The sequence below is a fragment of the Streptomyces sp. NPDC048295 genome (genome assembly GCF_040652135.1).
Lineage (GTDB): Bacteria > Actinomycetota > Actinomycetes > Streptomycetales > Streptomycetaceae > Streptomyces.
The window spans coordinates 565-26,042 of record NZ_JBEZLL010000001.1; the positions used below are offsets into that span (position 1 = coordinate 565).

Below are 25,478 nucleotides of genomic sequence, written 5' to 3' on the forward strand. Positions count from 1 at the left end.
CCGCCCCCGCACACTTCGACGCGGCAAGCCACGCCCCGGGCAGCACACCCAACCACGTACCCAACGGAACCTTCGGCCCCGCCCCCGCACACTTCGACGCGGCAAGCCACGCCCCGGGCAGCACACCCAACCACGTACCCAACGGAACCTTCGGCCCCGCCCCCGCACACTTCGACCCGGCAAGCCACGCCCCGGGCAGCAATCCGCACCCTCCGCACACCCCGGATCCCAGCACCCCGCACCCTCCGCACACCCCGGATCCCACCACCCCGCACACCCCGGGCCACGACGGACCGGGTACCCCCGGCCACGACGCCTCGCACGGTGGGCACGCGGACGACGCGGCCGCGCACGCCGACGACGCGGCGCACGCCGGTGACCACGGCAGCCACGTCGACCCGCACGGCGCCGCCGACGACCTCACGCACGGCGCCGACAACGCGCCCTCGGCCGGTCATCACGGTACGGACGTACCGGGTGCGGGCGCCGCGGCGGACGACTTCAAGTACACGCCTCACGTGTCGGAAGCCGATTTCGACGCACTCTCCACCGCCGAGAAGCACCGGGTCGCCGCTGCCGAGCTCACCGACGGCACCGTGCCGTTCGCGGACGACTTCGATGCGGTCCAGTACGGCCGGGACTACTGGAACGACTACGTGGACAACCTGGACCCGTCCGCCCAGCAGGCGCTCCGGGACTACACGGGCGACTCGTTCCCCTCGTACAAGGACATGAACGGCTATCTGCGGAACGACCCCTACTACGGTCCCAGGCCCGAGGTTCTGCACGACATCAGCGAGATGGACCGGGTGATGTCGACCCGCCCCGTGCCCGAGGACGTCATGGTGGTGCGCGGCACGGGCATCGGGCACCTCGACCTCGATTCGCCTCTCGAAATGATGGGCGGCACGTTCGGCGACGAGGGCTATCTGTCCACATCGCTCGGCAACCACCCGGTGCCCAGCTTCGCGGGCAAGGACGCCATCCTCCATCTGCGGGTCCCGAAGGGGACACCCGCGCTCTGGCTGGAGAAGGTCAGCCATTACGGCGTGACCGAGCGTGAGATCCTTCTCGGGCGCGGCTCGGAGTACCGGGTGACCCGAGTCTTCGTGGACGAGGCCGGACAGGCCCAGGTGTACGGCGAAGTCCTGCCGAAGTGACAGAGGAAGAGTGCATGACCAGCGAAAACCGCCCCAATCCGCGCTTCGAGGAAGACATGCAGCTCAAGCGGGTCGCCGGGCCGCCCCGCTACAACCGCGTCGCGCAGGGGCCCGTGCAGTACGTGCGGGTCGCCGACAGCGACGGCGTGGTGATCGGCTGCGTATGGGCCAATGACGAAGGTGACGCCGCAGGCTGGGTCACTCCGCAGGGGCTGGGGGCCGCCGCCATCAACGCCGGAGCCGCATGGCTCAGGAAGTTGCGGGACGCGAGGTCCCGCGGGATCGCTCCCACTGCTCTGCTCGCCGAGCTGGTCCGGGACACGAGCGACATCAAGGGCAGCGGTGTCGTGCCCGGCTCGCTCACCGAGGCTCCGTCACTCGCCGAACTCAAGGAACTGGTGGGCGGGGGCTGAGGTCCTGCACGACGGCCACGACAAGAGCGGACCATGACGCACGAACCCGACGCACCGCGCTACCGCACCGAGACCGACGGCCCGGTCCATCACCTCACCGTCGCCAACGCGCGCGGCGAGGCGATGGGCTACCTGTGGGCCAACGACGAGGACGACGCGGCCGGTTGGTGTCTGCGGCCCGCCGGCGACGGGGCCGGTTTCGGTGAAGGTCTCGAGTGGTCCGGGAAGCTCGACGCCGCCAAGGCACGGGGGCTCGCGCCCACCGCCGCGCTCGCCGGGCTGGCCCGGGGCTCGGATCCGAGGGGTGTCGGCCATGTGGTTCCGGGCTCCCTGGCCACGGCCCCGTCCCTGGAAGCGCTCACCGCGCCGGCCCGGGTCGTCACCGAGGCCGACGACCGCCGTCTGCTGGCGCGGCTCGACCGCGAGAACGCCGACGCGTGGCGTGAGCTGAAGGAGGCGTCGGCCGCGCTCACGGACGAGGACCGCGCCGTGCGGTGGTCCGAGGGCGGGCAGCAGCCCGACGGCACCTGGCGGATGAGCTACCCGCTCCACAGCGAGCGGCTCCGCCGCCTGGTGGGTGCGCTGGCCGCCGTCGGCGCGGTGACGCCCGCGTACCTGTGGCGGGACAACCCGCCGCCGGCCCTGCCCGCCGAAGGGCGGCTGGGTCCGGCCGACGCGGTGCGCGCGGCCACCGCCGTGGTGCGCGGGGAGCGGTTCTGCGACGGGACGGTCGCGCAGGCGGCAAGGAGCGGCCTTCTCGACGCCGTGGCCGAGTCGTTGTGCGCTTGGTACGGGGCCGTGGCCGACGGCTCGCGGGACGATCCCTGACGAATGCGGAATGCGCGTTCGCCGTGCTCGCTCCTGCCGCGGCCTGGGCTGTACGGCCTGCTCGCCCATGCCTTATGTTGCAGGAGTGAATTGGGGGATTCCCGTACGGTGCCCGCCGGCTGATGCGGAATACGCCGCTCCCCGGAGTGCGCGGGAGTGACCCGGCCCCGGCCGCCGTTCCTCGCGCCGACGGGTGATGATGCAGCGACCATGACCGACGCAACGTACGACTGAGGCAACGGACGACAAGACGAATGGCACGGGATTACGACAGCCAGCTTCTGGAGTCGGTGGCGGTACGCAGGCGCAGGATGCGTGACGCGCTGCTGTTCGGCGCGCAGCGGGCGCGGCGTACGGCGGACGAGCGGCTCGGAAAGGTGTTCGCGGGGATCGCCATCGCCGCCGTGCTGTGCGCGGGATGCGTGGGCTGGTCCTTTGTCCAGAACATGCTGGAGAAGCAGAAGGCCGAACAGCAGAAGCAGCAGCGCCAGGAACAGCAGTACCAGCAGCCGGCCAAAACGGCCCAACCGGAGAAATCCGGGGATTCGACGAAGAATCCTCAATAAATCGGTAACTCCGGCGAATTCAGAAGGAGTTCCCTGCAAAGGGGACCGAGAAGGCGCTAGTAGCATGGGCACGCCAAGCTGCCCGACTCCTCAAAACGTCGCGATGATAGGTTCCCGTAAAGTGGTGAGCACAGCAACGACTTCCCGAGCGCAGCTCAGCCGGGTGACTCTGGTCGGTGAGCGACGCCGGGCCGACATCGTCCTGCCGTCCGACACACCGATCGGGCAGCTGCTGCCGGACATTCTGCAGTTGCTGGACGACCGGGCGGCAGCACGCCCGATGACACGGCAGTTGATCACGTCGGACGGCTCCGCACTCCCCCACGACAGCACGCTGTCCTCGGTGGGGATCGCGGACGGTGCGGTGCTCCGGCTCGTCCGGACCCATTCCGCGCCCCCCGCCCCGGTCGTGCACGACGTCACCGATCTGGTGGCCGACGATCTCGATCTGCAGGCCTGGCGCTGGCGTCCCGCCGCGCGCCGGACGAGTGCGGGTGTGGCGTCCGTGGCCTTCGCGGTGGTCGCCGCGCTGCTCGCCCGGCGCGAGTTCTCCCTGGACGCGCTGACCACGGCCCTCGCCGCCGCCACGGTGGTGCTGCTGGGGGCCGGTGCGCTCATCGCGAGGATCGGGCAGGGCAACCGGGGTCTGGCGACCGCGCTCCTGCTCGCGTCCGGCAGCCTCGGCATCCTCACCGCCTGGACCGCCGCGGACGCCTACGACTGGCCGGGGACCGCGCGGCTCGCCGCCGTCGCCGCCGCGCTGGTCCTGACGCTGGTACTCCTCGGCTACTTCTCGCCGCTCGGCCGCGGCGGGCTCATCGGCGCCGTCGCCACCACCGCGATCACCCTGGTGTGGGAGGCCGTCGCCGCCGTCCAGGGCGACCTGGCACGGCTCGGCGCGGTCATGGCCGTCTTCTCCGTCGTACTGCTCGGACTGCTCCCCCGGCTCGCGCTGGCGGCCTCCGGGCTCACCGCGCTCGACGACCGCCGCTCCGGCGGCGCCTCCGTCAGCCGGCACCAGGTGGGCAACGCGCTGGCGGCCACCCACCGCGGCCTCGCCCTGGCGACGGTCGTCACCGCGGTCTCCGCGGCGGCCGGCGGCTGGCTGCTCACGCTGGCCGGCAAGCCGTCCGTGTGGACCGTGGCGCTGCCCTCGCTGGTGGCCCTCGTACTGCTCTCCCGGGCGCGGGCCTTCCCGCTGGTCGCCGAGGTCGTGGCGCTCTTCGCCGCCGCCGCGGTCCTGGTCGTGCGTCTGGTCATGCTGTGGATGCAGCACGCCGGGGGCGCCGGACCGCTCGCCCTGCTGGTCGTGGCCGCGGTGCTGCCGCTGCTCGTGCTGGCCGTGCAGCCGCCCGAGCATGTGCAGGTCCGGCTGCGGCGCATGGCCGATCTGGTCGAATCCATCGGTGTGGTGGGGCTCTTCCCGCTCGCCGTCGGTGTGTTCGGCGTGTACGGACAGCTGCTCAACAAGTTCTGAGTCGACGCGCAGGTGCTCCGGGCGGGGCAGCAGGGCGAAAAAGAAGGGCAGACATGCCGAACGAAGACAACTGGCAGGGCGATGTGCTGCGCGCCATGAGGGACGGCGCCGCCCAGGAGGGTGCGCAGGGCCCCGGCGGTCAGGGGTACGGTGCGCCCGCGCAGGGTCAGGACGGTCAGCCGTACGGTGGGGCCGCGCCGGGTCCCGGCCTGCCCGCGCAGAACGCCCACGGCTACGGGACGCCCCAGCAGCACGCCGGCTACCAGCAGCCCCAACAGCCCCAGCAGTACGCCGGCTACCAGGAGCAGCAGCAGTACCCGGGCTATCAGGAACAGCAGCCGGCCCAGCAGCACCCCGGGTACCAGGGACAGCAGCCGCCGCAGCAGTACGCCGGGTACCCGGAGCAGCAAGCGGCCCAGCAGCAGTACCCCGGCTACGAGGAACAGCAGACGGCCCCGCAGCAGTACGCCGGTTACGAGGAGCAGCACCAGCCGCCCCAGCAGCAGCACCCCGGCCACCAGGAACACCAGGCCGTCGTCACGCCCCCCGTCGCACAGCCGCAGCCGCGACCGGAGCCGCCCCGGGCGCAGCCCGCGTACACCCCGGGCACCCGGCCCCACAACGCCCCCGACTCGCGGCCCGTGGTGGACCGGGCGCTGGCCGCCGTCGGGCGCAAGGCGCGGCGCGGTGAGCCGTTCGCCGCGCGGGCCGCGCGCGCCCTGCGGGTCAGCGTGTCCTCCTCGGCCGCGCGCGAGGTCGCCCGTACCACCGCCACCGCCGAGATGCTCCAGCAGCCGGTGACGACCGGCCGGCAGATCGCCGTCACCTCCATCCGGGGCGGCGCGGGCAAGTCGACCGTCGCCGCGCTGCTCGGCACCACGTACGCGCACTACCGCCAGGACCCGGTCCTCTTCGTCGAGGCCGACCCGGCGCTCGGCTCGCTGCCGCTGCGGCTCGGCGCCGAGTCGTTGCGCTGGACCACCGGTGACCTGGCGGGCATCATCGAGCCGCAGATGTCGCTGCTGGACATCACCGGCTATCTCGTCCAGCTCCCCGGCAACGCCTGGCTGCTGCCCGGCAGTCAGGGCCAGATCGGCGCGATGCTGGACAGCAGGGCGTACGAGCGGGTCATGGTCTCGCTGCGCCGCTACTTCGGCGTCACCGTCGTCGACTGCGAGACACTGCCCGCCGAGGTCGCCCGGGTCGCGCTCTCCGCCGCCCAGGCCCGGGTGCTGGCCGCCCCCGCCACGCTGGAGGGCATCACCAGCACGTACGCCGTCCTGACGTGGATGCAGTCGCTGCCCCGTCAGGTGATCGACGGCACGGTCGTGGTGCTCAGCGAGCTGGTGCCGCACCCCGGTCTCGATCTCGACGAGGCGGTGGAGAAGCTGAAGGCCACCGGCGCCGGTGTCCAGGTGCTGCCGTACGACCGGCATCTGGCGGCCGGCGGCGAGATCCGTACCGAACTCCTGGCGCACGCGACCCGGGAGGCCGCCACCCGGCTCGCCGCGGACGTGTTCCGGCTCTCCCAGCAACACCACTGATCACGATCGGCAGCACCCACCGGCCCCGATGCCGACCTGACCCGACCCCGAGTGACGGACGACGATGAGTACCCGACTGATCCACCGCCCGGCCAGGACCACCCGGCCGCCGGCCGCCTCCGAGGCGCGCACCATCGAGGCCCCGCCGAACCTGCCCGAGGGCAAGTCGGGCAACATCGCGATGTCGCTGTTGCCCGTCGCCGGTGTGATGTCCTCCGTCGTGATGATGACGGTCGTACGCAACAGTCAGTTCGCGGGGCTCGGTGCGATCATCCTCGTCGTCACCGTCATCGGCTCCGTGGCGCTCGTCTTCTCGCAGCGCGGCAAGGCCCAGCGCACCCGCCGCACCCAGCGCGAGGCCTACCTGGCCTACCTGGAGGACCTGCGCGAGGAGCTCTCCGTCGAGGAGCGCCGGCGGGCCGAGCGGGCCGATGTCCTCAACCCGCCGCCGCACGCCCTGTACGACATCGTGCGCGACCCGGCCCGGGTCTGGGAGCGGCGCCGGCTCGACGGCGACTTCCTGCGGGTCCGCGTCGGCACGGGTGAGATGCCGGTACGCGACCTGAAGGTCGCCCAGCAGGGCTCGTCCGTCCTCTCGCCGCCCGACACCTTCATGCTCAACGAGGCGTCCGCGCTGATGGACCGCTTCCGTACCGGCACCGAACTCCCGCTCACCGTCCCGCTCGACCGGGTCGGCAACATCAGTGTCATCGGCCCCCGCGAGGACTGTCTGCGCGTCGCACGCGCCCTGCTCGTCCAGACCGCCGCCACACACGCCCCCGACGACGTCGCGATGGCGCTCGCCGTGCCCGGTGACCGGCTGGCCGACTGGGAGTGGGCCAAGTGGATGCCGCACCTGCTCGACACCGAGCAGTTCGACGGCCCGGTCGCCGCCCGCCGGATCGCCCCGTCCGCTCCCCAGCTGTCCCGCCAGATCGGTCCGGAGCTGCGCCGCCGCGCCTCGTACGCGGCCGAGGTGCGGCGCGGTCTGTCCGGGAAGGACGCGCTGTCCATGACCTCCCGGCTGCTCGTCGTCACCGACGGGCACGGCGAGGACGCCGTGGACCTGCCGCGCCCGGACGACGCGGTCGGGCTGCGCGAGATGGGCGTCAGCGTGCTCCACCTGCTCGAACACCGGGTCCAGGAGCCGGGACACGTCAGCGTACGGATCACCGTCGACGGCGACGGGGTGGTCATCGAGGACCTGCGCGAGCAGGAGCCGATCAGCGCCCACGGCACCGTGGACGAGGTCAGCATCCCCTTCGCCGAGGGCCTGGCCCGGATGCTGGCGCCGATGCGTCTGTCCGCCGAATCGCTGGTGGACGCCCCGCTGTCCGGGCCCGTCGACTTCGCCGACCTGCTCGGCATCGACGACGTGGCGCAGCTCGACCTCTCGCACATGTGGGCGCCGCGCGGTGAACGTGCCTTCCTGCGTGTGCCGATCGGCATCAGCGACTCCCACCAGCCGGTGCTCCTGGACCTGAAGGAGTCCTCCGAGCTGGGCATGGGGCCGCACGGGCTCTGTGTCGGGGCGACCGGTTCCGGCAAGTCGGAGCTGCTGCGGACCCTGGTCCTGGCCCTGGTGGCCACGCACCCGCCGGAGGACCTCGCGCTTGTCCTGGTCGACTACAAGGGCGGTGCGACCTTCGCCCCGTTCGCGGAGCTGCCGCACGTGGCCGGTGTCATCACCAACCTGGAGAACCAGGCGGGCCTCGTCGAGCGGGTGCACGCCTCGCTCGCGGGTGAGGTCAAGCGCCGTCAGCAGGTGCTCAAGGACGCGGGCAACGTCGCCGACATCGGTGACTACGCGGCGCTGCGCGCGGACCGGCGGCCCGATCTGGATCCGCTGCCGCACCTGTTCGTCGTGATCGACGAGTTCGGTGAACTCCTCACCGCGAAGCCGGACTTCATCGACCTGTTCCTGTCCATCGGCCGTATCGGCCGCTCCATCGGTGTGCATCTGCTGCTGTCCAGCCAGCGCATCGAGGGCGGCAAGCTCAAGGGCCTGGACACCTATCTCTCGTACCGGCTCGGTCTGCGTACCTTCTCCGCCGACGAGTCGCGCACGGTCCTGGACACCACGGACGCCTTCCATCTGCCGCCGCTGCCCGGTTTCGGCTATCTCAAGGTCGACACCAGTCACTACGAGCGCTTCAAGGCGAGCTATGTCTCGGGCGCGTACCGGGGCCCGGTGCAGCGCACGCAGGAGGAGGACGCCGGTCCGCTCGCGCTGGAGTACGAGGCGTTCAACACCCTGGCCGAGCCGGAGACCTCGGGCGAGGAGCCGAAGGTGCGGCGCCGGGAGACCGGGCCGACCGAGATGGGTGTCATCGTCGACCAGCTGCGGGAGGCGGCCGGTCCGGTGCGCCGGATCTGGCTGCCGCCGCTGCCCGGTGCCGTCGCCCTGGACAAGGTCGCGGGGCCGCTGGACGTGGGCCCGCGCGGGATGCAGCTGGCCGCGCGGCGCGGTCCGCTCCAGGTGCCGCTGGGTCTGCTCGACGACCCGACCAAGCAGTGGCAGGGCCAGTGGTACCTGGACCTCACGGTGGCGGGCGGTCATGTCGCGGTCATCGGTGGTCCGCAGGCCGGCAAGACGACGCTGCTGCGCACGCTCGCGCTGGCGCTCTCGCTGACCCACACCCCGCAGGAGGTCGGCGTCTACGGCCTCGACCTGGTCGGCGGGGGTCTCCAGGCCGTGTCGGGGCTGCCGCACGTCGGCGGTGTCGCCGGCCGTGCGGACCGGGAGCGCGCGGGACGCACCGTGGAGGAGGTGCGGGGCATGCTCGCGGTCCGGGAGGATCTCTTCCGCGAGCACAACATCGACTCCGTGGAGCAGCTGCGTTCGCTGCACGCGGCGGGCCGGCTGCCGCAGCTGGCCTCGGCCGAGATCGTGCTGATCATCGACGGTTTCGGTGCGCTGCGCGACGACTTCGACGAGCTGGACGACGCCGTCGTCGACATCCTCAAGCGCGGTGGCGGCTACGGCATCCACGTCGTCGCGGGCATGCTCCGCTGGAACGACGTGCGCATCGCCACCCAGTCGAACTTCGGCACCCGGGTCGAGCTGCGGCTCAACGACCCCAGCGAGTCCAGCATCGACCGGAAGCTGGCGCAGACCCTGTCACCCGACGAGCCGGGCCGCATCCTCACCGACGGCAAGCTCTTCGCGCAGGTCGCGCTGCCGCGCACGGACGGGCTCGCGGAGGTCTCGGACCTCGGCGCGGTCCTGGAGCACACCGCCCGTACGATCCGCGCCACCTGGAGCGGCGAGGTCGCCCAGCCGGTGCGGATCCTGCCGCACGTCCTGGAGCCGCATCTGCTGCCGGGCCCGGTCGCCGAGCCCAAGCGGGTGCCGATCGGCCTGGACCAGACGGCGCTGGCTCCCGCCGTGCTCGACCTGTTCCACCACGACCAGCACCTGCTGATCCTGGGCGACAGCGAGTGCGGCAAGACGAACCTGCTGAAGACGATCGCCGGCGGGCTGATCGAGCGCTACGGCGAGGACGAGCTGGTCTTCGCCGTCATGGACCCGCGGCGCGGTCTGCGCGGCGCGATCCCGGAGGAGTTCCGCGGCGGCTACGCGTACAACCCCAAGATGTGCGCGGGGCTGGCCGCCGGTATCTCCACCGAGCTGGAGAAGCGGCTGCCGGACGACCGGGCGGACACCGAGGACCTGGAGCCCGGCAGCTGGGGCAGCGGTCCGCGGATCGTGATCCTCGTCGACGACTACGACGTGCTGACCACGGCCGGGCAGTCGCCGCTCGACCCGTTCCTGCCGTACATCCCCTCCGCCGTCGACATCGGGCTCCATTTCGTGCTGACCCGCCGGGTCGCGGGCGCCTCGCGCGGTATGTACGACCCGCTGATGCTGGGGCTGCGCGAGTCGGGGGCCTCGGCGCTCCTGATGGCGGGCGACCGCAGCGAGGGCCAGCTGTTCCCCGGTGTGTACGCGACCCAGCAGCCGCCGGGACGCGGGGTGTTCATCCGCAGGGGCCAGCCCAACCGTCTGATCCAGACCGTGTACACCGCGGAGTGACGCACCGGGCAGCGGGCCGCTGCCCACCGCGCATTCGCACCCGGACGAAGAAGGAACGGCCGACCACATGACCAAGGACGTCATCGCCCTCACCACGCGCATGCCCGACCCGCTGACCGTGCTCGCGGGGCTGCTCGCGGGCGGCCCGGACAAGCTGGTGGGGACGACGGGCGAGGACGCCGTCGTGCAGCTCTGCGACGAACAGGGCCGGCCGCTCGTCTCCATCGAGGCGCCGCTGCTGGTGCAGGTGGCGGGCGAGGCCGAGCGGCTGCTCGGTGCCACGGCGCCGCCGGTCCCCTTCTGGTGGACGGAGGCCCGCGCCACCACCGGTGTCGAGGAGGCCGAGCTGCTCGCGGGCACCTTCGCGGCCCGGATCGCCACCCTGGCCGGGGGCTCCGCCTGGCCGCCGGAGGCCGCGCGCTCCCTCGCGGTGGTGAAGACCGACGGGGTGAGCGTCGCGCCCACGCCCGCCGCCGCGCAGCCCGCCGTGGACGCGCTCACCGACAAGGTGGCCGTCATCATCCAGGACCGTCCGGTGGTCGCCATGACGGCCTGGCTCTCGGACGCGTTCCGGGCCGCGGCCAATGCCGAGCTGGGGCTCCAGATCGTCACCTCGCCGGGTGCCACGCTCTCCCCCGCCGTGCGCAACAGCCTGAGCGGCTGGCCCTCGCGGTGGGTGGTGCAGGACGAGAAGGACGGCTACTACGACGGTCTGTCCGGTGCCGTACTGCGCTGGCAGAGCGGCATGTTCGCGACGGTCGAGTCGGCCGACGCCACCCCCGAGGACCCGCGCACACCGGTGGCCGCCGCCTATCAGGAGGTCGCCGAGACCGGTGAGCGGCAGCTGGCGATCTCGTTCCGCACGGTCCACCCGGCGGACGACCGGCTGGTGCTGGGCGGGGCCCTGGAAGCGGTGTGGCAGGGGCTGACCGGGCAGGCCCCGGCGGGGTGGGGCACCGCCGAGCCCGCCAACCTGCCGTGGTCGCTGCGCCGGCTGACCGATGTCGCCTTCGACCGGGCGCCCGAGCCGACCTGGCTCGTGGTGGTCGGCAGCCCGGACCGGCCCGGCCTGGCCACGGTCCGCATCAGCCGGACGAAGGCGGGGGTGGAGGAGGACGTCACGCTGGCGTTCGGTTACGGTCCCGGCGAGGAGCCCCCGCTGGACGCCCTGCCCCGGGTGGCGGAGGTCCTCGCGACCCGTCATCACCTTCAGTCGATGCTGGTCCAGCTCCGCAGGGCGCGGCGCGACCTGGCCGTGCCGCCGCGCTTCGAGGGGCCGGGTGTGCCGTTGGCCTTCGTGCTCGGCGCGGAGGAGGTGCGCGAGATGCCCGGCGACCGGGCCCGGCGCACCCCGCTCTCCGAGCCGCCCGTCCAGCTCGGCCCGAGGTCCCGTCCGGCGCTGTACTACCCGCTGCCGGGCGATCCGTCGGACCTGTCGGGCTGGCAGGACTTCGAACGGCTGATGCGGCACCTGAAGGGCGCCTGAGGAAGACGCGGCGTACGGCCCCGTCCCGGGAAACCGGGCCGGGGCCGTCGGCCTGTCCGGGGCGGCGGAGGGGAGCGATGAGGCGGCGGCGTGAAATCGACGGCGCGCCATGCCCGGGCAGGCCCGTGCGCCGCCCGCAGGCGATCAGCACAAGAGGTCACCAACCGCTCAGAGATGTTCACTCGTTCCTGACGATCAAGCACTTTCGGTCACAAACGGCTTCCCTCCTCCCCGCACACGGGGTTGACTGGGAGTCACGCATGGTGATGCCGCCGTCCCGCGCCGAGGGCGATTGCCACCGCGGGCCCGAAGGCCCGGCCCCGATGCCCCGAACCCCGGCGGAGGAGAGTGAGCAGGAATGACTGCCTCGTCTCGCACGGTGAGCCTCTGGCCAGAGTCGGCGGGTGCGGGCGGCCCGTCCCCCGATGCGTACCCGACACGGACACGCGAGTCCGACCGGATACCCGTTCGTATCGTTCATCCGAATCGTTTCGACGAGGGGCACCAATGAGCCAGATTGCGCTGCCAGCGTTTCACATGCCGTTCCAGAGCACCGGATGCAATCCCGGCATCGAGGAGACCAGGGAGGCAGCATGGGAATGGGCCGAATCCAATGGCCTCACGCTCTCCCAGGTGGCCCGGAAGAAGATGATCCGGACCAGGCCCGAACTCTGGATCTCCCTGATCTTCCCGACCGCCTCGCAACAGCATCTCGATCTCTTCTGCCAATGGCTGTTCTGGGCCTTCCTCGTGGACGACGAGTTCGACGACGGGCCCGCCGGACGTGATCCGCGCATGTGCGAGGCGGCGATCGACCGGCTGGTCACCGTGCTCGACGGCGGCCCGCCGCGCGGCGCCATGGAGCGGGCGCTCGTGGGGCTGCGGACCCGGACGTACCGGGACCGCTCGGCGCGCTGGATCCGGCAGTTCCGGCGGGACACGGTCGCATGGCTGTGGACCTACTACGCGGAGGCCGTGGAGCGGGCCGCCGGCCAGGCGCCGACCCGGACCGAATTCGTGAAGCACCGCAGGGATTCGGTGGCCATGCAGCCCTTTCTCGATCTCCACGAGATCACTGCCGGGATCGACCTGCCGGAATCGGCGCGGAGCCTTCCCGCGTACATCGCGCTGCGCAATGCCGTGACCGATCACTCGGGGCTCTGCAACGACATCTGTTCCTTCGAGAAGGAGGCGCTGCTCGGGTACGAGCACAACGCGGTACGCCTCATCCAGCGTGATCGCGGATGCACGCTCCAGGAGGCCGTCGACGAGGCCGGGGCGCAGCTCGCGGAGATCGCGCAGCGGGTGCAGCGCGCCGAGAAGGAACTGGTCGAGGAGATCGAGGCGGCCGGCATCCACGGCCCCACCCGGGTCGCGCTGGAGCGGTGCGTGCGGGACTACCGCGGGCTGGTCCGGGGCGACTTCGACTACCACGCCCGCGCGGAGCGCTACACCCGTCCCGATCTGGTCGAGGTCGACGAACGGGAGTCCCTCTCCGAGCACTTCGCGGCCTGACACACCGGCAGGACGCGCGGGAGCCGGCGACCGGAGGCCCGGCAGCGGCCTCCGGTCCCGCGCGGCGGCCCGCACGATCAGGCCCGGCCGACGTCGCCTTCCGCCGGCGCCCGTTCGCCCTCGGCGCCGATCAGCGGCAGCGCCCGCAGGGCCAGTGCCCACCCCAGCCGCACCTCGCCCGACTCGGCGGAACGGCCGGTGAGTTCGGCGATCCGGCCGATCCGGTTGAGGACCGTGTTGCGGTGGCAGTAGAGCAGTTCGGCCGCCCGCACCGCCGAGCAGCCGTGGTCGAGCCAGACCCGCAGGGTGGTGAGCAGCACCTCGCGTTCGGCCGCCGTGTCCAGGACGCCGCCCAGCTGTGTGGTGACGATGCGCTCGGCGATCTCCGGCCGCCCGGTCAGGAGCACCTCCGCGAGCCGGTCGTCGAAGGCCGCCGCCTCGCCGCTCCCCGCGGGCAGCGTGCGCAGCGCCTGCTCGGCCAGGCGCAGGGCCCTGCCCGCCTGGGCGAGCCGGTCGAACTCCGGTGACACGCCCGCGGTGGCGCCGGTGCGGTGCCGCAGCAGGCCGAGCAGGACGCCGGACTCCCCCGCGGCCAGCCGCACGATTCCCGCGTACCGGCCCGACCGGGGCCGCCAGAAGGACCAGATGCCGTGGGCGTCGAGGACGGGGGCCGGGTTGGGCGGTGCGGCCGGGTCCTGGGCGGCGACCACGATGACGTACCGGTCGTGGACCGGCACGCCCAGCGCCGCGGAGGCCGCCGCCGCGACCGCCGGGTCGTCGCCGCGCCCGTCGAGCAGGGCCTCGAAGAGGGCGACGCGGCGGGTGTCCTGCCGGCCCTGCATCTCCAGCTGGGTCAGCCGGTACGACTCCGCCATCACCAGTGAGTAGCGGTCGATGGTCTCCCACACGGCGCCGGCCATGTCCAGCTCGGTGTCCCGGTCGCCCGCGACCGGGACCACGGCCTGAGGTGTGCCGCGCGTCGCCCGCAGGTGCTCGGCCATCACCTGCCACATCACCCGGCCCCCGCGCCGGTAGGCCTGGAGCACCGTGTCCAGCGGTACGTCCTGCTCCGCACGCCGCCGCCCCGTCTCGCGCGCCGCGTGCTCGAAGCCCGCCCCGCTGGGCGGCAGCCCGCCGAAGTCCTCCAGGGCGCGCAGCAGGTTGTCGCGGCAGATCTCCCGCAGGTCGTCCCGGCTGACGGGCGAGCCGGAGGCGTACGTATCGCTGTGCGCGTGGATGTCGTCGACGACCCGCCGGGTCAGCTCGTCGATCCCCGGCAGAAGGGCGACGGCCAGGGCGCGGCGCAGCTCGCCGTCGCGGGGTCCTTCGGAGCCGGTTCCTTCGGAGCGGGGTCCTTCGGGACGAGGCGGTTCGGAGCGAGGGGCTCGGGTGGCCGGGTTCTGCGCCATGACCGAAGGCTAACGCCCGCACGTTAGGCGAATGCCTTGCCTGGGGCCGCTCCGCGTGGCTGCTGCCCAGGTGGGCGGTGCGCATGGTGGGCAACCGCACATTGTGCGAAACCGGGGGCACGGCCGATTCTGAGCAGGAGCAGCCGTGTGAACGTCATGTTTCCTGGAGCGTGTCATGTTTCTCAGCGTCGCAACCATCCTGGGCGAGTCGGCCCGCAAGCACCCCGGCCGCGTCGCCGTGGTCGATTCGGGCACCCGGACCGACTACCGCGAGCTGTGGGCGGGGGCCCTGCGCTGTGCGGGCGCGCTGCGGGCGTCCGGGGTGCGGCCGGGCGACCGGGTCGCGGTGCTGCTGCCCAATTCGGCGGACTTCCTGTACGCGTACTACGGCGCGCTGGCCGCCGGGGCGGCGGTGGTCCCGGTGCACGGGCTGCTGGTGGCCGAGGAGGTGGCGTACGTGCTGCGGCACAGCGGGTCCGTCGCGCTGATCGCCGACGGTCCGATGTGGCCGGTCGCCGAGGAGGCGGCGCGCGCCGCCGGGGTACGGGCGGTGCACGGGGTGCCGACGGGCGGCGACCCGCTGCCCGCACCGGAGCCGGCCGCCCCGGAGGACACCGCGGTGATCCTGTACACCAGCGGCACGACCGGGCGGCCCAAGGGTGCGCTGCTCACCCACCTCAACATCGTGATGAACGCCTCCGTGATCGCCCACGACCTGCTGGGGCTCGGTGTGGACGACGTGGTCCTCGGCTGTCTGCCGCTCTTCCACACCTACGGGCAGACCTGTGCGATGAACTCGACGCTCCGGGCCGGGGCGACGCTCGTCCTCATGCCGCGCTTCAGCGGTGCGGGCGCGCTGGAGCTGCTGTCCGCCGAAGGGGTGAGCGTCTTCATGGGCGTACCGACGATGTACCACGCCCTGGTCGAAGCGGCGCAGGAGGCCGGGACGCAGGACCGGACGAGGCTGCGCGCGGCTGTCTCGGGCGGCGCGGCCCTCCCCGTCGCCGTGCTCGAACGCTTCGAGGACACCTTCTCGACGCAGGTCCTGGAGGGCTACGGGCTGACCGAGACCTCCCCGGTCGCCACCTTCAACCAGCCGGAGCTCGGCCGCCGCCCCGGCACGGTCGGCCACCCGATCTGGGGCGTGGAGACCGGTGTGGCGGACGCGGCGGTGGAGGACGCGGTGGTGCTGCTCCCGGACGGTGAGGTCGGCGAGGTGGTGGTGCGCGGCCACAACGTGTTCGCCGGATATCTCGACGACCCGGCGGCGACGGCCGCGGCGGTGGTCGACGGCTGGTTCCGCACCGGGGATCTCGGGGTCCGGGACGAGGACGGCTTCCTGAGCATCGTCGACCGGAAGAAGGACCTGGTCATCCGGGGCGGCTTCAACATCTATCCGCGGGAGGTCGAGGAGGTGCTGGTCCGCCATCCGGCGGTCTCCGAGGTCGCGGTGATCGGCGTGCCCGACGAGGCCCGGGGCGAGGAGATCTGCGCGGTCGTCGTCCTGCGCGCCGGAGCGGATGCGGTGACCGGGGCCGAGCTGGTCGACTGGTCCCGGGAGCGGCTCGGGCGGCACAAGTATCCGCGGATCGTGCGGTTCACCGACTCGCTGCCGCTGGGCCCGACCGGCAAGGTGCTCAAGCGGGCCCTGACGGCACCGTCCTCCTCCTGACCCCCCGCCCCGTCGCCCGGCACCGGCCGGTCCGGGTCGACGGGGCCCCGGACCGGGTACATACCGGGTCACCGGTACGCGTTCGCACCGCAGAAGGGCTGAACCTCATGTCTGCCGTACCCCCTCCGATATCCGGGACGTCGCCCCGGGTCAGCACGGTCCACGGGACGGTGCGCGGCACGGTGGAGAAGGGTGTCGCCGTCTTCCGCGGCATCCCGTACGCCGCCCCGCCGGTCGGCGACCTGCGCTTCCGCGCACCCGCGCCGCCCGAGCCCTGGGAAGGGGTGCGGGACGCGCTGGCGTTCGGGCCGACCGCGCCCAAACGGCCGTACTCCCCGCCGCTGGACCGGCTGCTGCCCGACCCCGACGTGGCGGGCGACGGCTGTCTCAACCTGAATGTGTGGACCCCGTCCCCGGCCCGCACCGGACTGCCGGTGCTCGTCTGGATCCACGGCGGCTCGCTGCTGCACGGCTCGTCGGCCGTCGCGCTGTACGACGGAACCGCGTTCGCCCGTGACGGTGTGGTCCTGGTGTCGGTCAACTACCGGCTCGGTATCGAGGGGTTCGGGGTGTTCCCGGACGCGCCCGCCAACCGGGGGCTGCTCGACCAGATCGCGGCGCTGACCTGGGTGCGGGAGAACATCGCGGCGTTCGGCGGTGATCCGGACCTGGTGACGGTGTGCGGCGAGTCGGCCGGGGCCATCAGCATCGGCGCCCTGCTGGCCGCCCCGCGGGCGCAGGGCCTGTTCCGGCGGGCGGTGCTGCAGAGCGGTGCGCCGACCGCGCTGCCCCTGGGCGCGGCCGCCCGCCGCACCACGGAGCTGATCGCCGAGCGGCTCGGGGTCGAGGCGACCGCCGGGGCGCTGGCGGCGGTGGATCCGGCCGCGCTGCTGGCCGCGCAGACCGAGGTGACGTCCGGCGGCTCCCCGCTGACCGGCGGGAACTCCTTCCAGATCGTGGTGGACGGCGATGTGCTGCCCCGTGATCCGCTCCAAGCGCTGCTGGACGGTGCCGCGTCCGGCGTCGATCTGCTGATGGGCTCGAACAGCGAGGAGTACCGGCTCTGGTTCGTGCCCAGCGGTCTGACGGAGCGGCTGTCCGCGTTCAAGCTCAGGCTGGCCCTGCTGAAGTTCAGGGTGCCGGGCGCCACGACGCGTACGTACCGGGCGAACCGTCCGGGCGCCACTCCGGGGGAGCTGCTCGGGGCGCTCGCCACCGATCTGCTGCTGCGGGTCCCGCTGAACCGGGTGGCGGACGCCCGCGCGGAGGCCGGGGCGCGTACCCATCTCTACGAGTTCGGCTGGCCGTCCCCGGTGCTGCGGCTGGGTGCCTGTCACGCGCTGGAGATCGGCTTCGTCTTCGACACCCTGGAGGTGCCGGACGCGGTGGCGCTGGCCGGGGCGGACGCCCCGCAGGAGCTGGCCGACGCGATGCACGCGGCGTGGGTGGCGTTCGCCGGGTCCGGCGACCCCGGCTGGCCGGCCTGGGACGCCTCGCGCCCGGTGATGGGCTTCGGCCCCGGGGAACCGGCCGTGCTGCGGGCCCCGCGCGACGAGGAGCTGCGCGGCTGGGCCCCGTACCGCACGAGCGTCTGACCGCGGCGCCGACGGCGGCCCCCGGCCCGCGGGCCGGGGGTCCTCCCGGGGGGTCAGTCCTTGTTCTGCGCCGCCCAGAACTCGTCGAACGTCAGCAGCCCGTCGCCGTTGGCGTCGTGCGAGTTGATGACGGCCTGGGCCACCGGCTCGGTGACGTAGGGGTCGCCGAGCTGAGCCATCACGCTCTTGTACTCGGCGGCCGAGATCAGCCCGTCGCCGTTCAGATCGAACCGCTCGAATGCCTTGCGCGCCGACTCTATGTCCGCCACAGTTCCGCCCCTTCGTGATACCTGATCGATGCCCGGCCCATGCCCGACTGACGGTGGTCAGATTAACGGTCGCGAGCGATGGCGTTCGCGGCGGCCGGTGGTCGATCATGGACGGGGGCCCGCCGGGCGGCGGACCACGGACCGGACCGGGGAGCGGAACGCGCATGGATGACGCGCTGGCACGGATTCTGACGGCGGCGGCGCACGGGCGGTTTCCCCCGCCGGACGGTTCGACGACCGTGGTGGGGCAGCCCAGTGCCCGGGACGCGGGAGTGCTGGCGTTCACCGCGCACTCGGTGGTCTTCACCGACGAGGACCCCGACTGGGTGCGGTCCGTGCTGGCCGGCACCCCCGGCGACGAGCTCGCCGCGACGATGAATCCGCACTTCCTGAGCGCGCTGACGGCCCGGAGCGGCCGCCATGTGAACACCATCGATCTGCTGACGGTCGCGAAGGCCCTGCCCGGCGGACCGGAGATCGGGCTGCGGGAGATCGAGGACCCCGAGCACCCCCGGGTGGCCCGGGCGATGAAGTACCGCGACGAGGTACGGGTCTGGTCCGCGGACGGCGGTGTGGTGATCCTCGGCCGGGGTGTCGCGGGCCGCTGGGAGACCGCGATCGAGGTGGCCGAGGAGGCGCGCGGCCGGGGGCTCGGCGAGCGGCTGGCGCGGGCGGCCCGGCATCTGGTGCCGGACGCGGTGGTGTGGGCCCAGCAGTCGCCGGGGAACGCCCGCAGTGTGCGGACGTTCCAGGCGGCGGGCTACCGGCCGGTGGGCTCGGAGGCCCTGCTGATCGCGGGGTGAGCGGTCGGCAGGGCCGTGCCCGGGAAGCGGCCGGACGTCAGCGGAAGACGCCGGTGTGGCCGAGCGAGTAGCGGCCCGGCTGCGGGTAGACGGCCAGCCCGTGCGGGCCGCTGCCCACCGGGATACGGGCGAGCAGCTTGCCGTTGGTGGTGTCGATCGCGTACACCTCGGCGTTGTAACGCCCGCTCAGCCAGAGGACCTTGCCGTCCGTCGAGACCCCGCCCATGTCGGGGCTGCCGCCGCCGGGCAGCTGCCACTTCTTCGCCAGCTCGCGCTTCGCGAAGTCGAAGACGGAGATGGAGCCCTCGCCCCGGTTGGAGATGTACATCTCCTTGGAGTCGCGGCTGACGTAGAGGCCGTGGGCGCCACGGCCGGTGTGCAGCAGCTTCGGGGTGGTGAACTTCTTCCCGTCCAGCACCCAGATCCCGTCGGCGATCATGTCCGCGATGTAGAACGTCCCGCCGTCCGGCGAGAGTTTCACGTCCTGCGGCATCGCTCCGGCGAACGGCAGTTTCTGCTGGCCGACGATCTTCATCTTCGCCGTGTCGACCTTGAGGAGCTCGCCGGAGAACTCGCAGGAGACGATGAAGTAGCGGCCGTCGGCGGAGAAGTCGGCGTGGTTGACGCCGGAGCAGTCGACCGGGACGGTCTTGGCCGTCTTCATGGTGTGGGCGTCGCGGAAGACCAGCTGGCGGTCCATCGAGGCCATCACCACGGCGTATTTGCCGTCCGGGGTGAAGTAGAGGTTGTACGGGTCGGAGACCGGAACCGTGCGGCCGGTCTTCCCGGTGGCCGGGTCGATGGCGGTGAGGCTGTCGCCGATGTCGTTGTTGACCCAGAGGGTCTTCAGGTCCCAGGAGGGGACGACGTGCTGCGGCTGGCGGCCGACGCGCATGGTCTTGATGACCTTGTACGTCGCGGGGTCGATCACGGTCACGGTGTCGGAGTTGGTGTTGGGGACGTACACCCGGGAGGGGAAGTCCTTGACGACCGGGGAGAGTTCGCCCCGGTCGGCCGCGTAGACGTCCTTGGCGTCGAGTACCGGGGGCATCCCGGGGAGCCCCGGCGGTGCGGCGCGGTCGGGTTCGGCGGTCCGGGCGGCCCCGGTGCCGACGGCCTGGACGTCGGCCTTCTCGGCGGAGGTGCCGCAGCCGGTGAGTGCGGCCAGCAGGACGCCCCCGAGCAGGGCCGCGGTGTGCTTGGTGAAGGGAGACATCAGGTCAGCAGCTCCGTGGTCGTCACCGCGCGCAGTCGGCGGCGGTCGATTTCGGTGAGGAGGAGGGGCAGCGCGGCGGCCGTGTCCGCGTAGCCGAAGTGCAGGCTCACCACCGATCCGTTGCGGATCTCCCCGGCCACCTTGCGGGTGACGGCCGCGGCGCCGGGAGAGGTGAAGTCGAGGGAGTCCACGTCGTACGAGAGGACGTGCGGGTAGCCGGCCCTGGCGGCCAGCCGCTGGACGAGCGGGGTGGCGTAGCGGGTGCGCGAGGGGCGGAACCAGGTGCCGATGGAGCCGGTGAGCCGGCGCAGCCGCCGGGCGCAGTCGTCGATCTCCGCGTACGCCTCGGCCTCGCCCATCGAGGAGATGTCGGTGTGGTGCTGGGTGTGGTTGCCGAGTTCGTGGCCGCCGTCGAGGATGCGCCGGGCCATGTCGGGGTGTTCGTCGAGCCAGCTGCCGACGGCGAGGACGGTGACCCGGACGTGGGCCCGTTCGGCCTCGGCGAGCACGGTGCGGGCGATGACGGGGTCGCCCTGGCCGTGGAAGGTGAGGGCGACGCGGGCGCGGTCGCGGGGGCCGTGGTCGATCTGGACCGGCTGCCCGGGGAAGCGGTGCGGTCCGGGCGCGGGCCGGGGGGACGGGGGCCGGGTGGTCGCGTCGGCGGGGTTCTTCGGGCTCACCGCGTCCGTGACGGCCCCGGCCCGGGTGCCGGCGGCGTCGCGGTCCGCGCATCCGGCGGCGAGGGCACCGGCGAGGGCGGCCCCTGCGCCCGCGCGCAGGGCGCCGCGGCGGTGCACCGGAGTGTCGGAGGCGTTCATGTACAGACACAGTAGGGACGAGAAGCGGTAAAAATAACAATTCAGACATAGGGGCGGCGCGAATGAATCATTCACCGAATCCCATAAATATTCACACTTTTGCAGGCAAGTGACCCATCACACCTGTGATTCACATGGAAAATGTCCCACTATGGCGGTGAATCCAACAAATGCACTTTTGGCGGAGAGGTCGCCCGTCTGCCATAGTCGGTGACACGACCGCATGACCCGAGCCCGGTCGTCACAAGCGGCCGTGAACACACCCCCCATTTCACGGCCCCCACACAGCAGCCCCCGAAGCGCCTCACCACGGCGGACCGGGGGCTGCTGTGGTTCCGGACCCGGCCCGGACCCGCCGGGTCAGCGGTCGGAGATCCGCATCTCGAACCAGGTGGTCTTGCCGCGCGGCAGCAGATCCACCCCCCAGCGGTCGGAGAGCTTGTCGACGAGGAAGAGGCCGCGTCCGCTGACATCCATCGGCTGAACGGGCATCAGGCAGGGCAGCCCGCGCGAGGGGTCGCGCACCTCGATCCGGATCCAGCCCCGGCGCCGCAGCATCCGCAGCCCGAAGACCCGCGCGCCGGTGTGCCGCACCGCGTTGCCGACGAGCTCCGAGACGAGCAGCACGGCGTACTCGGCGGTCTGCGGGGAGAGCGCCCACTGACGGAGCACCACGCACGAGGTGAGCCGCCGGGCGGTGGCCGCGGACTCCGGACGGGAGGGCAGCCGGACTTCACCCTCCGTCGGATTTCCGAACAACTCCAGTGCCTTGAACGCCTGTTCGTCATCGACGACCGGCATCCAGCGCGCCGCTGTCGCACCACCGTGCGGTCGCGGCTGTTCCACACCCTCCAGGCCCGCCATGGACACCATCATGGCCACAAAAACAGCACGCCGTGGCCGTTCCTGAGGAATCCGCACCCCGGAACACGCCGCTCCACGGAGGTCGACAGGCATATGCCCATGGCAGAACATGAGCCACTGCAACCCCTCTGACCTGCGCGGACACCCCTCCGAGCCGGGTGTGCGGGCCGGGCGGAGTGACGGGCCCCGAGGTCCCCTCAAGGCCCGGCCAATCCGCCCGCACGGATGAACCCGCGTCACCCGTACTCAACTGACGCTTGATCAGAGGAACTTGGCCTTGCCCGGGCCCTCTTCCACAAAGCTGCGCATTCCGCGCTCGCGGTCCTCGGTGGCGAACAGTCCGGCGAACCAGTTCCGCTCGATCGTGAGCCCGGTGTCGATGTCCGTCTCCAGGCCGGCGTCGATGGATTCCTTGGCGGCGCGCAGCGCGAGCGCAGGCCCCTTCGCCAGCCCGGCGGCCCAGGCGTGCGCCTGCTCGTACACCTCGGCGGCGGGCACCACACGGTCCACCAGACCGATCGTCAGGGCCTCCTCGGCCCTGACGTGACGCCCCGTGAAGATCAGGTCCTTGGCCCGGGAGGGCCCGATCAGCCGGGCCAGGCGCTGGGTGCCGCCCGCGCCCGGGATCAGCCCGAGCAGGATCTCGGGCTGGCCGAGCTTGGCGTTGTCGGCGGCGATGCGGAAGTCGGCGCAGAGCGCCAGCTCGCAGCCGCCGCCCAGCGCGTAGCCGGTGACGGCGGCGACGACCGGCTTGGGGATCCGGGCCACCGCGGTGAACGAGTCCTGCAGCGCCTTGGACCGTACGACCATCGCCGTATGGTCCATCGCCTGCATCTCCTTGATGTCCGCGCCCGCCGCGAACACCTTCTCGCTGCCGTAGAGGACCACGACGCGCACGTCGTCGCGCCGGGTCGCCTCCTCGGCGAGCTCACGCAGCCGGTCCTGGGTGGCGACGTCCAGGGCGTTCATGGGCGGGCGGTCCAGCCGGATCGTGCCGACGCCGTCGCGTACTTCGAGATGTGCGGTCATGGAAGGCAGGTTAACTGCGGTTAACGCCGTCGGGCCCGGTGCTGTTGGTCACAGCACCGGGCCCGACGGCGTGTCGCTCGCTTCGGAGGACTACTTGGTCCACTCCGACCAGGACATGTTCCAGCCGTTGAGGCCGTTGTCCGGCTGGATCGTCTTGTCGTGGGAGTTCTTCACGACCACGACGTCACCGATGAGCGAGTTGTCGAAGAACCAGCCCGCCGAGGTCGTCTTGCTCCAGGCGCCGCGCACGTCCTGCAGACCGACGCAGCCGTGGCTGGTGTTGGTCGAGCCGAAGATGCTGGAGGCGCCCCAGTAGTTGCCGTGGATGAAGGTGCCCGAGTTGGACAGACGCATCGCGTGCGGCACGTCCTTGATGTCGTACTCGCCGCCGAAGCCGACGGTGTCACCGTTCATCCGGGTCACCTTGAGCTTCTCGCTGATGACCATCTCGCCGTTGTACGTGGTGGTCGCCGGGGCGCCCGCCGAGATCGGGATGTCCTTGATCTGCTGACCGTCGCGGACGACCTTCATCCGGTGCGTGCTCGCGTCGACCGTGCTGACCTGCTTGCGGCCGATGGTGAAGGAGATCGTCTTGGCCTGCTTGCCGTAGACACCGGGGCGTCCCTCGACGCCGTCGAGGTTGAGCTTGACGGTCACCTTGGTGCCCGCGGCCCAGTACTCCTCGGGGCGGAAGTCCAGGCGGTCGTTGCCGAACCAGTGGCCCTCGACCGGGACGGACGGCTCGGCCGTCACCTTGATCGCGTTCTCGACCGCGGCCGGGTCGGTGATGCCGCGGGTGAAGTGGATCGAGACCGGCATCCCGACGCCGACCGTGGAACCGTCCTCCGGGGTGTACTGCCCGATGAAGGTGTTCTGCGGGACCAGCGTGGTGAAGCTGGTGTCCTTCGCCGACTCACGGCCCTCCGAGTCCTTGGCGATCGCGTGGACCTTGTACTTGGTCGCGGCGGCCAGGTGCTGGTCGGGCGACCAGCTGGCGCCGTCGGCCGCGATCTTCCCCTCGACCGCGGTGCCCTTGGGGTCGGAGACCTTGACCGTGGTCAGCTTCCCCTGCTCGGCCGAGATCTTCAGCGCACCGCTGGTCGCGACGGAGTCGGCGCCGTCCTTGGGCGCGACGGTCACCACGGCCTGCGAGGCGGAGTTGTCCTCGGCCTTCCCCGCACCGCCGCCCTTGCCGCCCGCGTCGTCTCCCCCGCCGCACGCCGTCACCAGCAACAGCAGCGCACCCAGAACCAGAGCCAGCAGTCCGGTGGAGCCTCGCCCGCCCCGTACGCCGTTCGCCCCGGCCGATGTCCCCGATATCGGCAGCCCGTTCAATGTGGTCGTCTCCCCTCACACGGCCTGGCCCCGCCATGGCCCCGGGAGCCCGAAGGCTCCCTCCCCCACGCGCTGCATATGCGCGCTCAGCGAAAGATAATCACACCGGACTTGGGGAAATGGCCCCCCGGATGTCACCGTTCAGTCCCAAGTTGTCCCAGGGCTTCACCAGGGGGGTGCGGGACGCGGCCGGCCGAGGCGGCCGACGGGGGCTCAGCGGAGGGCGGAACCCGCCTTCCACCGGGTCCAGTCCAGGTTCCAGCCCCCGAGTCCGTTGTTCGGTGCGACCTGTTTGTCCTTGGAGTTGACGACCTCGATCACATCGCCGATCAGCGTCCGGTCGAAGAACTGGCCGGCCGGGGTGTCGCCGCTGCCGCCCTGTACGTCCTCCAGCCCCACACAGCCGTGGCTGACGTTGTCCGAGCCGAAGACGTCCTCGTCCGACCAGTAGTTGCCGTGCACGAAGGTGCCGGAATCGGTGAGCCGGAGGGCGTGCGGGACGTCCTTGATGTCGTACTCGCCGCCGAAACCGACGGTGTCACCGTTCATCCGGGTCTCTTCGTACATCTCGCTGACCACCATCTTCCCGTTGTACGTGGCCGTCTGCGCGGAGCCCGCCGTGATCGGGAAGGTCGTGACCACCTTGCCGTCGCGGCGCACCTCCATGGTGTGCGCGGCCGCGTCCACCAGGGACGTCTGGGAGCGGCCCACCGTGAAGGCGACCTTCTTGTCCTGGGTGCCGTAGACGTGCGGCGCCCCTTCCACGTCGCGCAGCGCCATGTCGACGGTCACCTCGGTGCCCGGCTTCCAGTAGGCGGCGGGACGGAAGTCCAGGCGGTCGCCGCCGAACCAGTGCCCGACCACGTCGACCGCCGGTACGGCCGTCACCCGGATGGCCTTCTGCACCGCCGCGCGGTGGGTGACCGGCCGGTTGAAGTGGAAGGAGACGATCATTCCGGTGCCGACGGTGGACCGGTTCTCCGGTCGGAAGTAGCCGATGAAGCGGTGCCGGGGCACGGCCGTGGTGAAGGTGGTGTGGCGGGCTGCGCGCTTCCCCGAGCCGTCCACGGCCACGACGTCCACGCTGTACTTGGCGGCGAGCCCGAGCTGTCCCGCCCCGCTCCGGGGCACCCAGGACCGGCCGTCGTCCGCGATCCGGCCCGGCACCTCCTGGCGCTGCGCGTCCTCGACCCGTGCCACCTCGACGCTCTCCAGCCGGCCGTCGGGGACCTTCACCGCGATCCGTTCGTCCGGGCCGATGTCCTTCGCCCCGTCCCGAGGGGTGACCTGGATCGCCTCCTGCGGCGGGCCCGCCTTCCCGCTGAAGATCGATCCTGCGCCGGAGCAGCCGGTCAGTACGGCCAGCACGGCGAGCAGTCCTGCCCATGTCAGCACGGCGGCCGGGTTCGCCACCTTCTTATTCGCTACGTGGTTCACGTCCCC

The 25,478-nt window shown here is 71.9% G+C and carries 20 protein-coding genes; 12 read left to right on the forward strand and 8 right to left on the reverse strand.

From position 1 onward, the window contains the following. The 9 genes from AB0D53_RS00010 to AB0D53_RS00050 form a co-directional block, all read left to right on the forward strand. A partial coding sequence (locus AB0D53_RS00010; RefSeq protein WP_362437591.1) for an ADP-ribosyltransferase occupies positions 1 to 1,160 on the forward strand: 1,160 nt, incomplete at its 5' end. 14 nt (positions 1,161 to 1,174) lie between these two features. Next, on the forward strand, positions 1,175 to 1,573 hold the full coding sequence (locus AB0D53_RS00015) for a hypothetical protein (protein ID WP_362437594.1): 399 nt from the start codon (positions 1,175 to 1,177) through the stop codon (positions 1,571 to 1,573). Positions 1,574 to 1,606: 33 nt separating this feature from the next. Next, positions 1,607 to 2,401, forward strand: a complete 795-nt coding sequence (locus AB0D53_RS00020) for a DUF6508 domain-containing protein (protein ID WP_362437597.1) — start codon at positions 1,607 to 1,609, stop codon at positions 2,399 to 2,401. A gap of 254 nt (positions 2,402 to 2,655) precedes the next feature. Then, positions 2,656 to 2,967, forward strand: a complete 312-nt coding sequence (locus AB0D53_RS00025) for a hypothetical protein (protein WP_362437600.1) — start codon at positions 2,656 to 2,658, stop codon at positions 2,965 to 2,967. A gap of 103 nt (positions 2,968 to 3,070) precedes the next feature. Further along, positions 3,071 to 4,444, forward strand: a complete 1,374-nt coding sequence (eccD, locus tag AB0D53_RS00030) for a type VII secretion integral membrane protein EccD (RefSeq protein ID WP_362437603.1) — start codon at positions 3,071 to 3,073, stop codon at positions 4,442 to 4,444. A 53-nt stretch (positions 4,445 to 4,497) separates the two neighbouring features. Next, complete coding sequence (locus tag AB0D53_RS00035; RefSeq protein ID WP_362437606.1) at positions 4,498 to 5,988, forward strand: MinD/ParA family protein; 1,491 nt, start codon at positions 4,498 to 4,500, stop codon at positions 5,986 to 5,988. A gap of 64 nt (positions 5,989 to 6,052) precedes the next feature. Further along, positions 6,053 to 10,024 (forward strand): type VII secretion protein EccCa, encoded by a 3,972-nt coding sequence (eccCa, locus tag AB0D53_RS00040; RefSeq protein ID WP_362437609.1) that lies wholly within the window; start codon positions 6,053 to 6,055, stop codon positions 10,022 to 10,024. A 67-nt stretch (positions 10,025 to 10,091) separates the two neighbouring features. Beyond that, the gene (locus tag AB0D53_RS00045; protein ID WP_362437611.1) at positions 10,092 to 11,510 is read left to right on the forward strand and encodes a DUF6177 family protein; all 1,419 of its coding nucleotides are present in this window, start codon (positions 10,092 to 10,094) and stop codon (positions 11,508 to 11,510) included. Between the two features lie 537 nt (positions 11,511 to 12,047). Continuing rightward, positions 12,048 to 13,025, forward strand: coding sequence for a terpene synthase family protein (locus AB0D53_RS00050; RefSeq protein WP_362437614.1), 978 nt, complete (start codon positions 12,048 to 12,050; stop codon positions 13,023 to 13,025). A 77-nt stretch (positions 13,026 to 13,102) separates the two neighbouring features. Here the strand turns inward: AB0D53_RS00050 and AB0D53_RS00055 are convergent, their stop codons facing one another. Beyond that, a complete protein-coding gene (locus AB0D53_RS00055) occupies positions 13,103 to 14,434 on the reverse strand; it encodes a helix-turn-helix domain-containing protein (RefSeq protein WP_362437615.1) in 1,332 nt (443 codons plus the stop codon). A gap of 175 nt (positions 14,435 to 14,609) precedes the next feature. Between AB0D53_RS00055 and AB0D53_RS00060 the strand changes: the two genes are divergently transcribed. Both AB0D53_RS00060 and AB0D53_RS00065 read left to right on the forward strand, forming a co-directional pair. Then, entirely contained in the window at positions 14,610 to 16,106 is a 1,497-nt protein-coding gene (locus AB0D53_RS00060; RefSeq protein WP_362437617.1) for a long-chain fatty acid--CoA ligase, read from the forward strand. A gap of 107 nt (positions 16,107 to 16,213) precedes the next feature. Further along, complete coding sequence (locus AB0D53_RS00065) at positions 16,214 to 17,701, forward strand: carboxylesterase family protein (RefSeq protein ID WP_362437620.1); 1,488 nt, start codon at positions 16,214 to 16,216, stop codon at positions 17,699 to 17,701. 53 nt (positions 17,702 to 17,754) lie between these two features. On the opposite strand, the gene AB0D53_RS00070 is transcribed toward AB0D53_RS00065, so the two are convergent. Beyond that, complete coding sequence (locus AB0D53_RS00070; RefSeq protein WP_329815025.1) at positions 17,755 to 17,970, reverse strand: EF-hand domain-containing protein; 216 nt, start codon at positions 17,968 to 17,970, stop codon at positions 17,755 to 17,757. Positions 17,971 to 18,134: 164 nt separating this feature from the next. Here AB0D53_RS00070 and AB0D53_RS00075 point away from each other — a divergent pair, with 164 nt between their 5' ends. Then, positions 18,135 to 18,773, forward strand: a complete 639-nt coding sequence (locus tag AB0D53_RS00075) for a GNAT family N-acetyltransferase (protein WP_362437622.1) — start codon at positions 18,135 to 18,137, stop codon at positions 18,771 to 18,773. A 37-nt stretch (positions 18,774 to 18,810) separates the two neighbouring features. Here AB0D53_RS00075 and AB0D53_RS00080 read toward each other — a convergent pair whose 3' ends face one another. The 6 genes from AB0D53_RS00080 to AB0D53_RS00105 form a co-directional block, all read right to left on the reverse strand. Further along, positions 18,811 to 19,989, reverse strand: coding sequence for a beta-propeller fold lactonase family protein (locus AB0D53_RS00080; RefSeq protein WP_362437625.1), 1,179 nt, complete (start codon positions 19,987 to 19,989; stop codon positions 18,811 to 18,813). Further along, complete coding sequence (locus AB0D53_RS00085) at positions 19,989 to 20,807, reverse strand: polysaccharide deacetylase family protein (RefSeq protein WP_362437627.1); 819 nt, start codon at positions 20,805 to 20,807, stop codon at positions 19,989 to 19,991. The genes AB0D53_RS00080 and AB0D53_RS00085 overlap by 1 nt, the downstream gene beginning before the upstream one ends. Positions 20,808 to 21,167: 360 nt before the next feature. Next, a complete protein-coding gene (locus AB0D53_RS00090) occupies positions 21,168 to 21,683 on the reverse strand; it encodes an ATP-binding protein (protein ID WP_362437630.1) in 516 nt (171 codons plus the stop codon). Between the two features lie 249 nt (positions 21,684 to 21,932). Further along, positions 21,933 to 22,700 (reverse strand): enoyl-CoA hydratase-related protein, encoded by a 768-nt coding sequence (locus tag AB0D53_RS00095; RefSeq protein WP_362437633.1) that lies wholly within the window; start codon positions 22,698 to 22,700, stop codon positions 21,933 to 21,935. 90 nt (positions 22,701 to 22,790) lie between these two features. Then, positions 22,791 to 24,035, reverse strand: coding sequence for an Ig-like domain-containing protein (locus AB0D53_RS00100; protein WP_329815019.1), 1,245 nt, complete (start codon positions 24,033 to 24,035; stop codon positions 22,791 to 22,793). Between the two features lie 213 nt (positions 24,036 to 24,248). Next, complete coding sequence (locus AB0D53_RS00105) at positions 24,249 to 25,472, reverse strand: Ig-like domain-containing protein (RefSeq protein WP_362437638.1); 1,224 nt, start codon at positions 25,470 to 25,472, stop codon at positions 24,249 to 24,251. Between the last annotated feature and the right edge of the window lie 6 nt (positions 25,473 to 25,478).

What these genes read in the sequence shown, in the direction of transcription:
- AB0D53_RS00095 (WP_362437633.1), bottom strand. Translation starts at nt 22,700, where the DNA reads ATGACCGCACATCTCGAAGTACGCGACGGCGTCGGCACGATCCGGCTG.
- AB0D53_RS00075 (WP_362437622.1), top strand. Translation starts at nt 18,135, where the DNA reads ATGGATGACGCGCTGGCACGGATTCTGACGGCGGCGGCGCACGGGCGG.
- AB0D53_RS00090 (WP_362437630.1), bottom strand. Translation starts at nt 21,683, where the DNA reads ATGATGGTGTCCATGGCGGGCCTGGAGGGTGTGGAACAGCCGCGACCG.
- AB0D53_RS00035 (WP_362437606.1), top strand. Translation starts at nt 4,498, where the DNA reads ATGCCGAACGAAGACAACTGGCAGGGCGATGTGCTGCGCGCCATGAGG.
- AB0D53_RS00085 (WP_362437627.1), bottom strand. Translation starts at nt 20,807, where the DNA reads ATGAACGCCTCCGACACTCCGGTGCACCGCCGCGGCGCCCTGCGCGCG.
- AB0D53_RS00015 (WP_362437594.1), top strand. Translation starts at nt 1,175, where the DNA reads ATGACCAGCGAAAACCGCCCCAATCCGCGCTTCGAGGAAGACATGCAG.
- AB0D53_RS00065 (WP_362437620.1), top strand. Translation starts at nt 16,214, where the DNA reads ATGTCTGCCGTACCCCCTCCGATATCCGGGACGTCGCCCCGGGTCAGC.
- AB0D53_RS00025 (WP_362437600.1), top strand. Translation starts at nt 2,656, where the DNA reads ATGGCACGGGATTACGACAGCCAGCTTCTGGAGTCGGTGGCGGTACGC.
- AB0D53_RS00050 (WP_362437614.1), top strand. Translation starts at nt 12,048, where the DNA reads ATGCCGTTCCAGAGCACCGGATGCAATCCCGGCATCGAGGAGACCAGG.
- AB0D53_RS00060 (WP_362437617.1), top strand. Translation starts at nt 14,610, where the DNA reads ATGTTTCTCAGCGTCGCAACCATCCTGGGCGAGTCGGCCCGCAAGCAC.
- AB0D53_RS00055 (WP_362437615.1), bottom strand. Translation starts at nt 14,434, where the DNA reads ATGGCGCAGAACCCGGCCACCCGAGCCCCTCGCTCCGAACCGCCTCGT.
- eccCa (WP_362437609.1), top strand. Translation starts at nt 6,053, where the DNA reads ATGAGTACCCGACTGATCCACCGCCCGGCCAGGACCACCCGGCCGCCG.
- AB0D53_RS00045 (WP_362437611.1), top strand. Translation starts at nt 10,092, where the DNA reads ATGACCAAGGACGTCATCGCCCTCACCACGCGCATGCCCGACCCGCTG.
- eccD (WP_362437603.1), top strand. Translation starts at nt 3,071, where the DNA reads ATGATAGGTTCCCGTAAAGTGGTGAGCACAGCAACGACTTCCCGAGCG.
- AB0D53_RS00080 (WP_362437625.1), bottom strand. Translation starts at nt 19,989, where the DNA reads ATGTCTCCCTTCACCAAGCACACCGCGGCCCTGCTCGGGGGCGTCCTG.
- AB0D53_RS00020 (WP_362437597.1), top strand. Translation starts at nt 1,607, where the DNA reads ATGACGCACGAACCCGACGCACCGCGCTACCGCACCGAGACCGACGGC.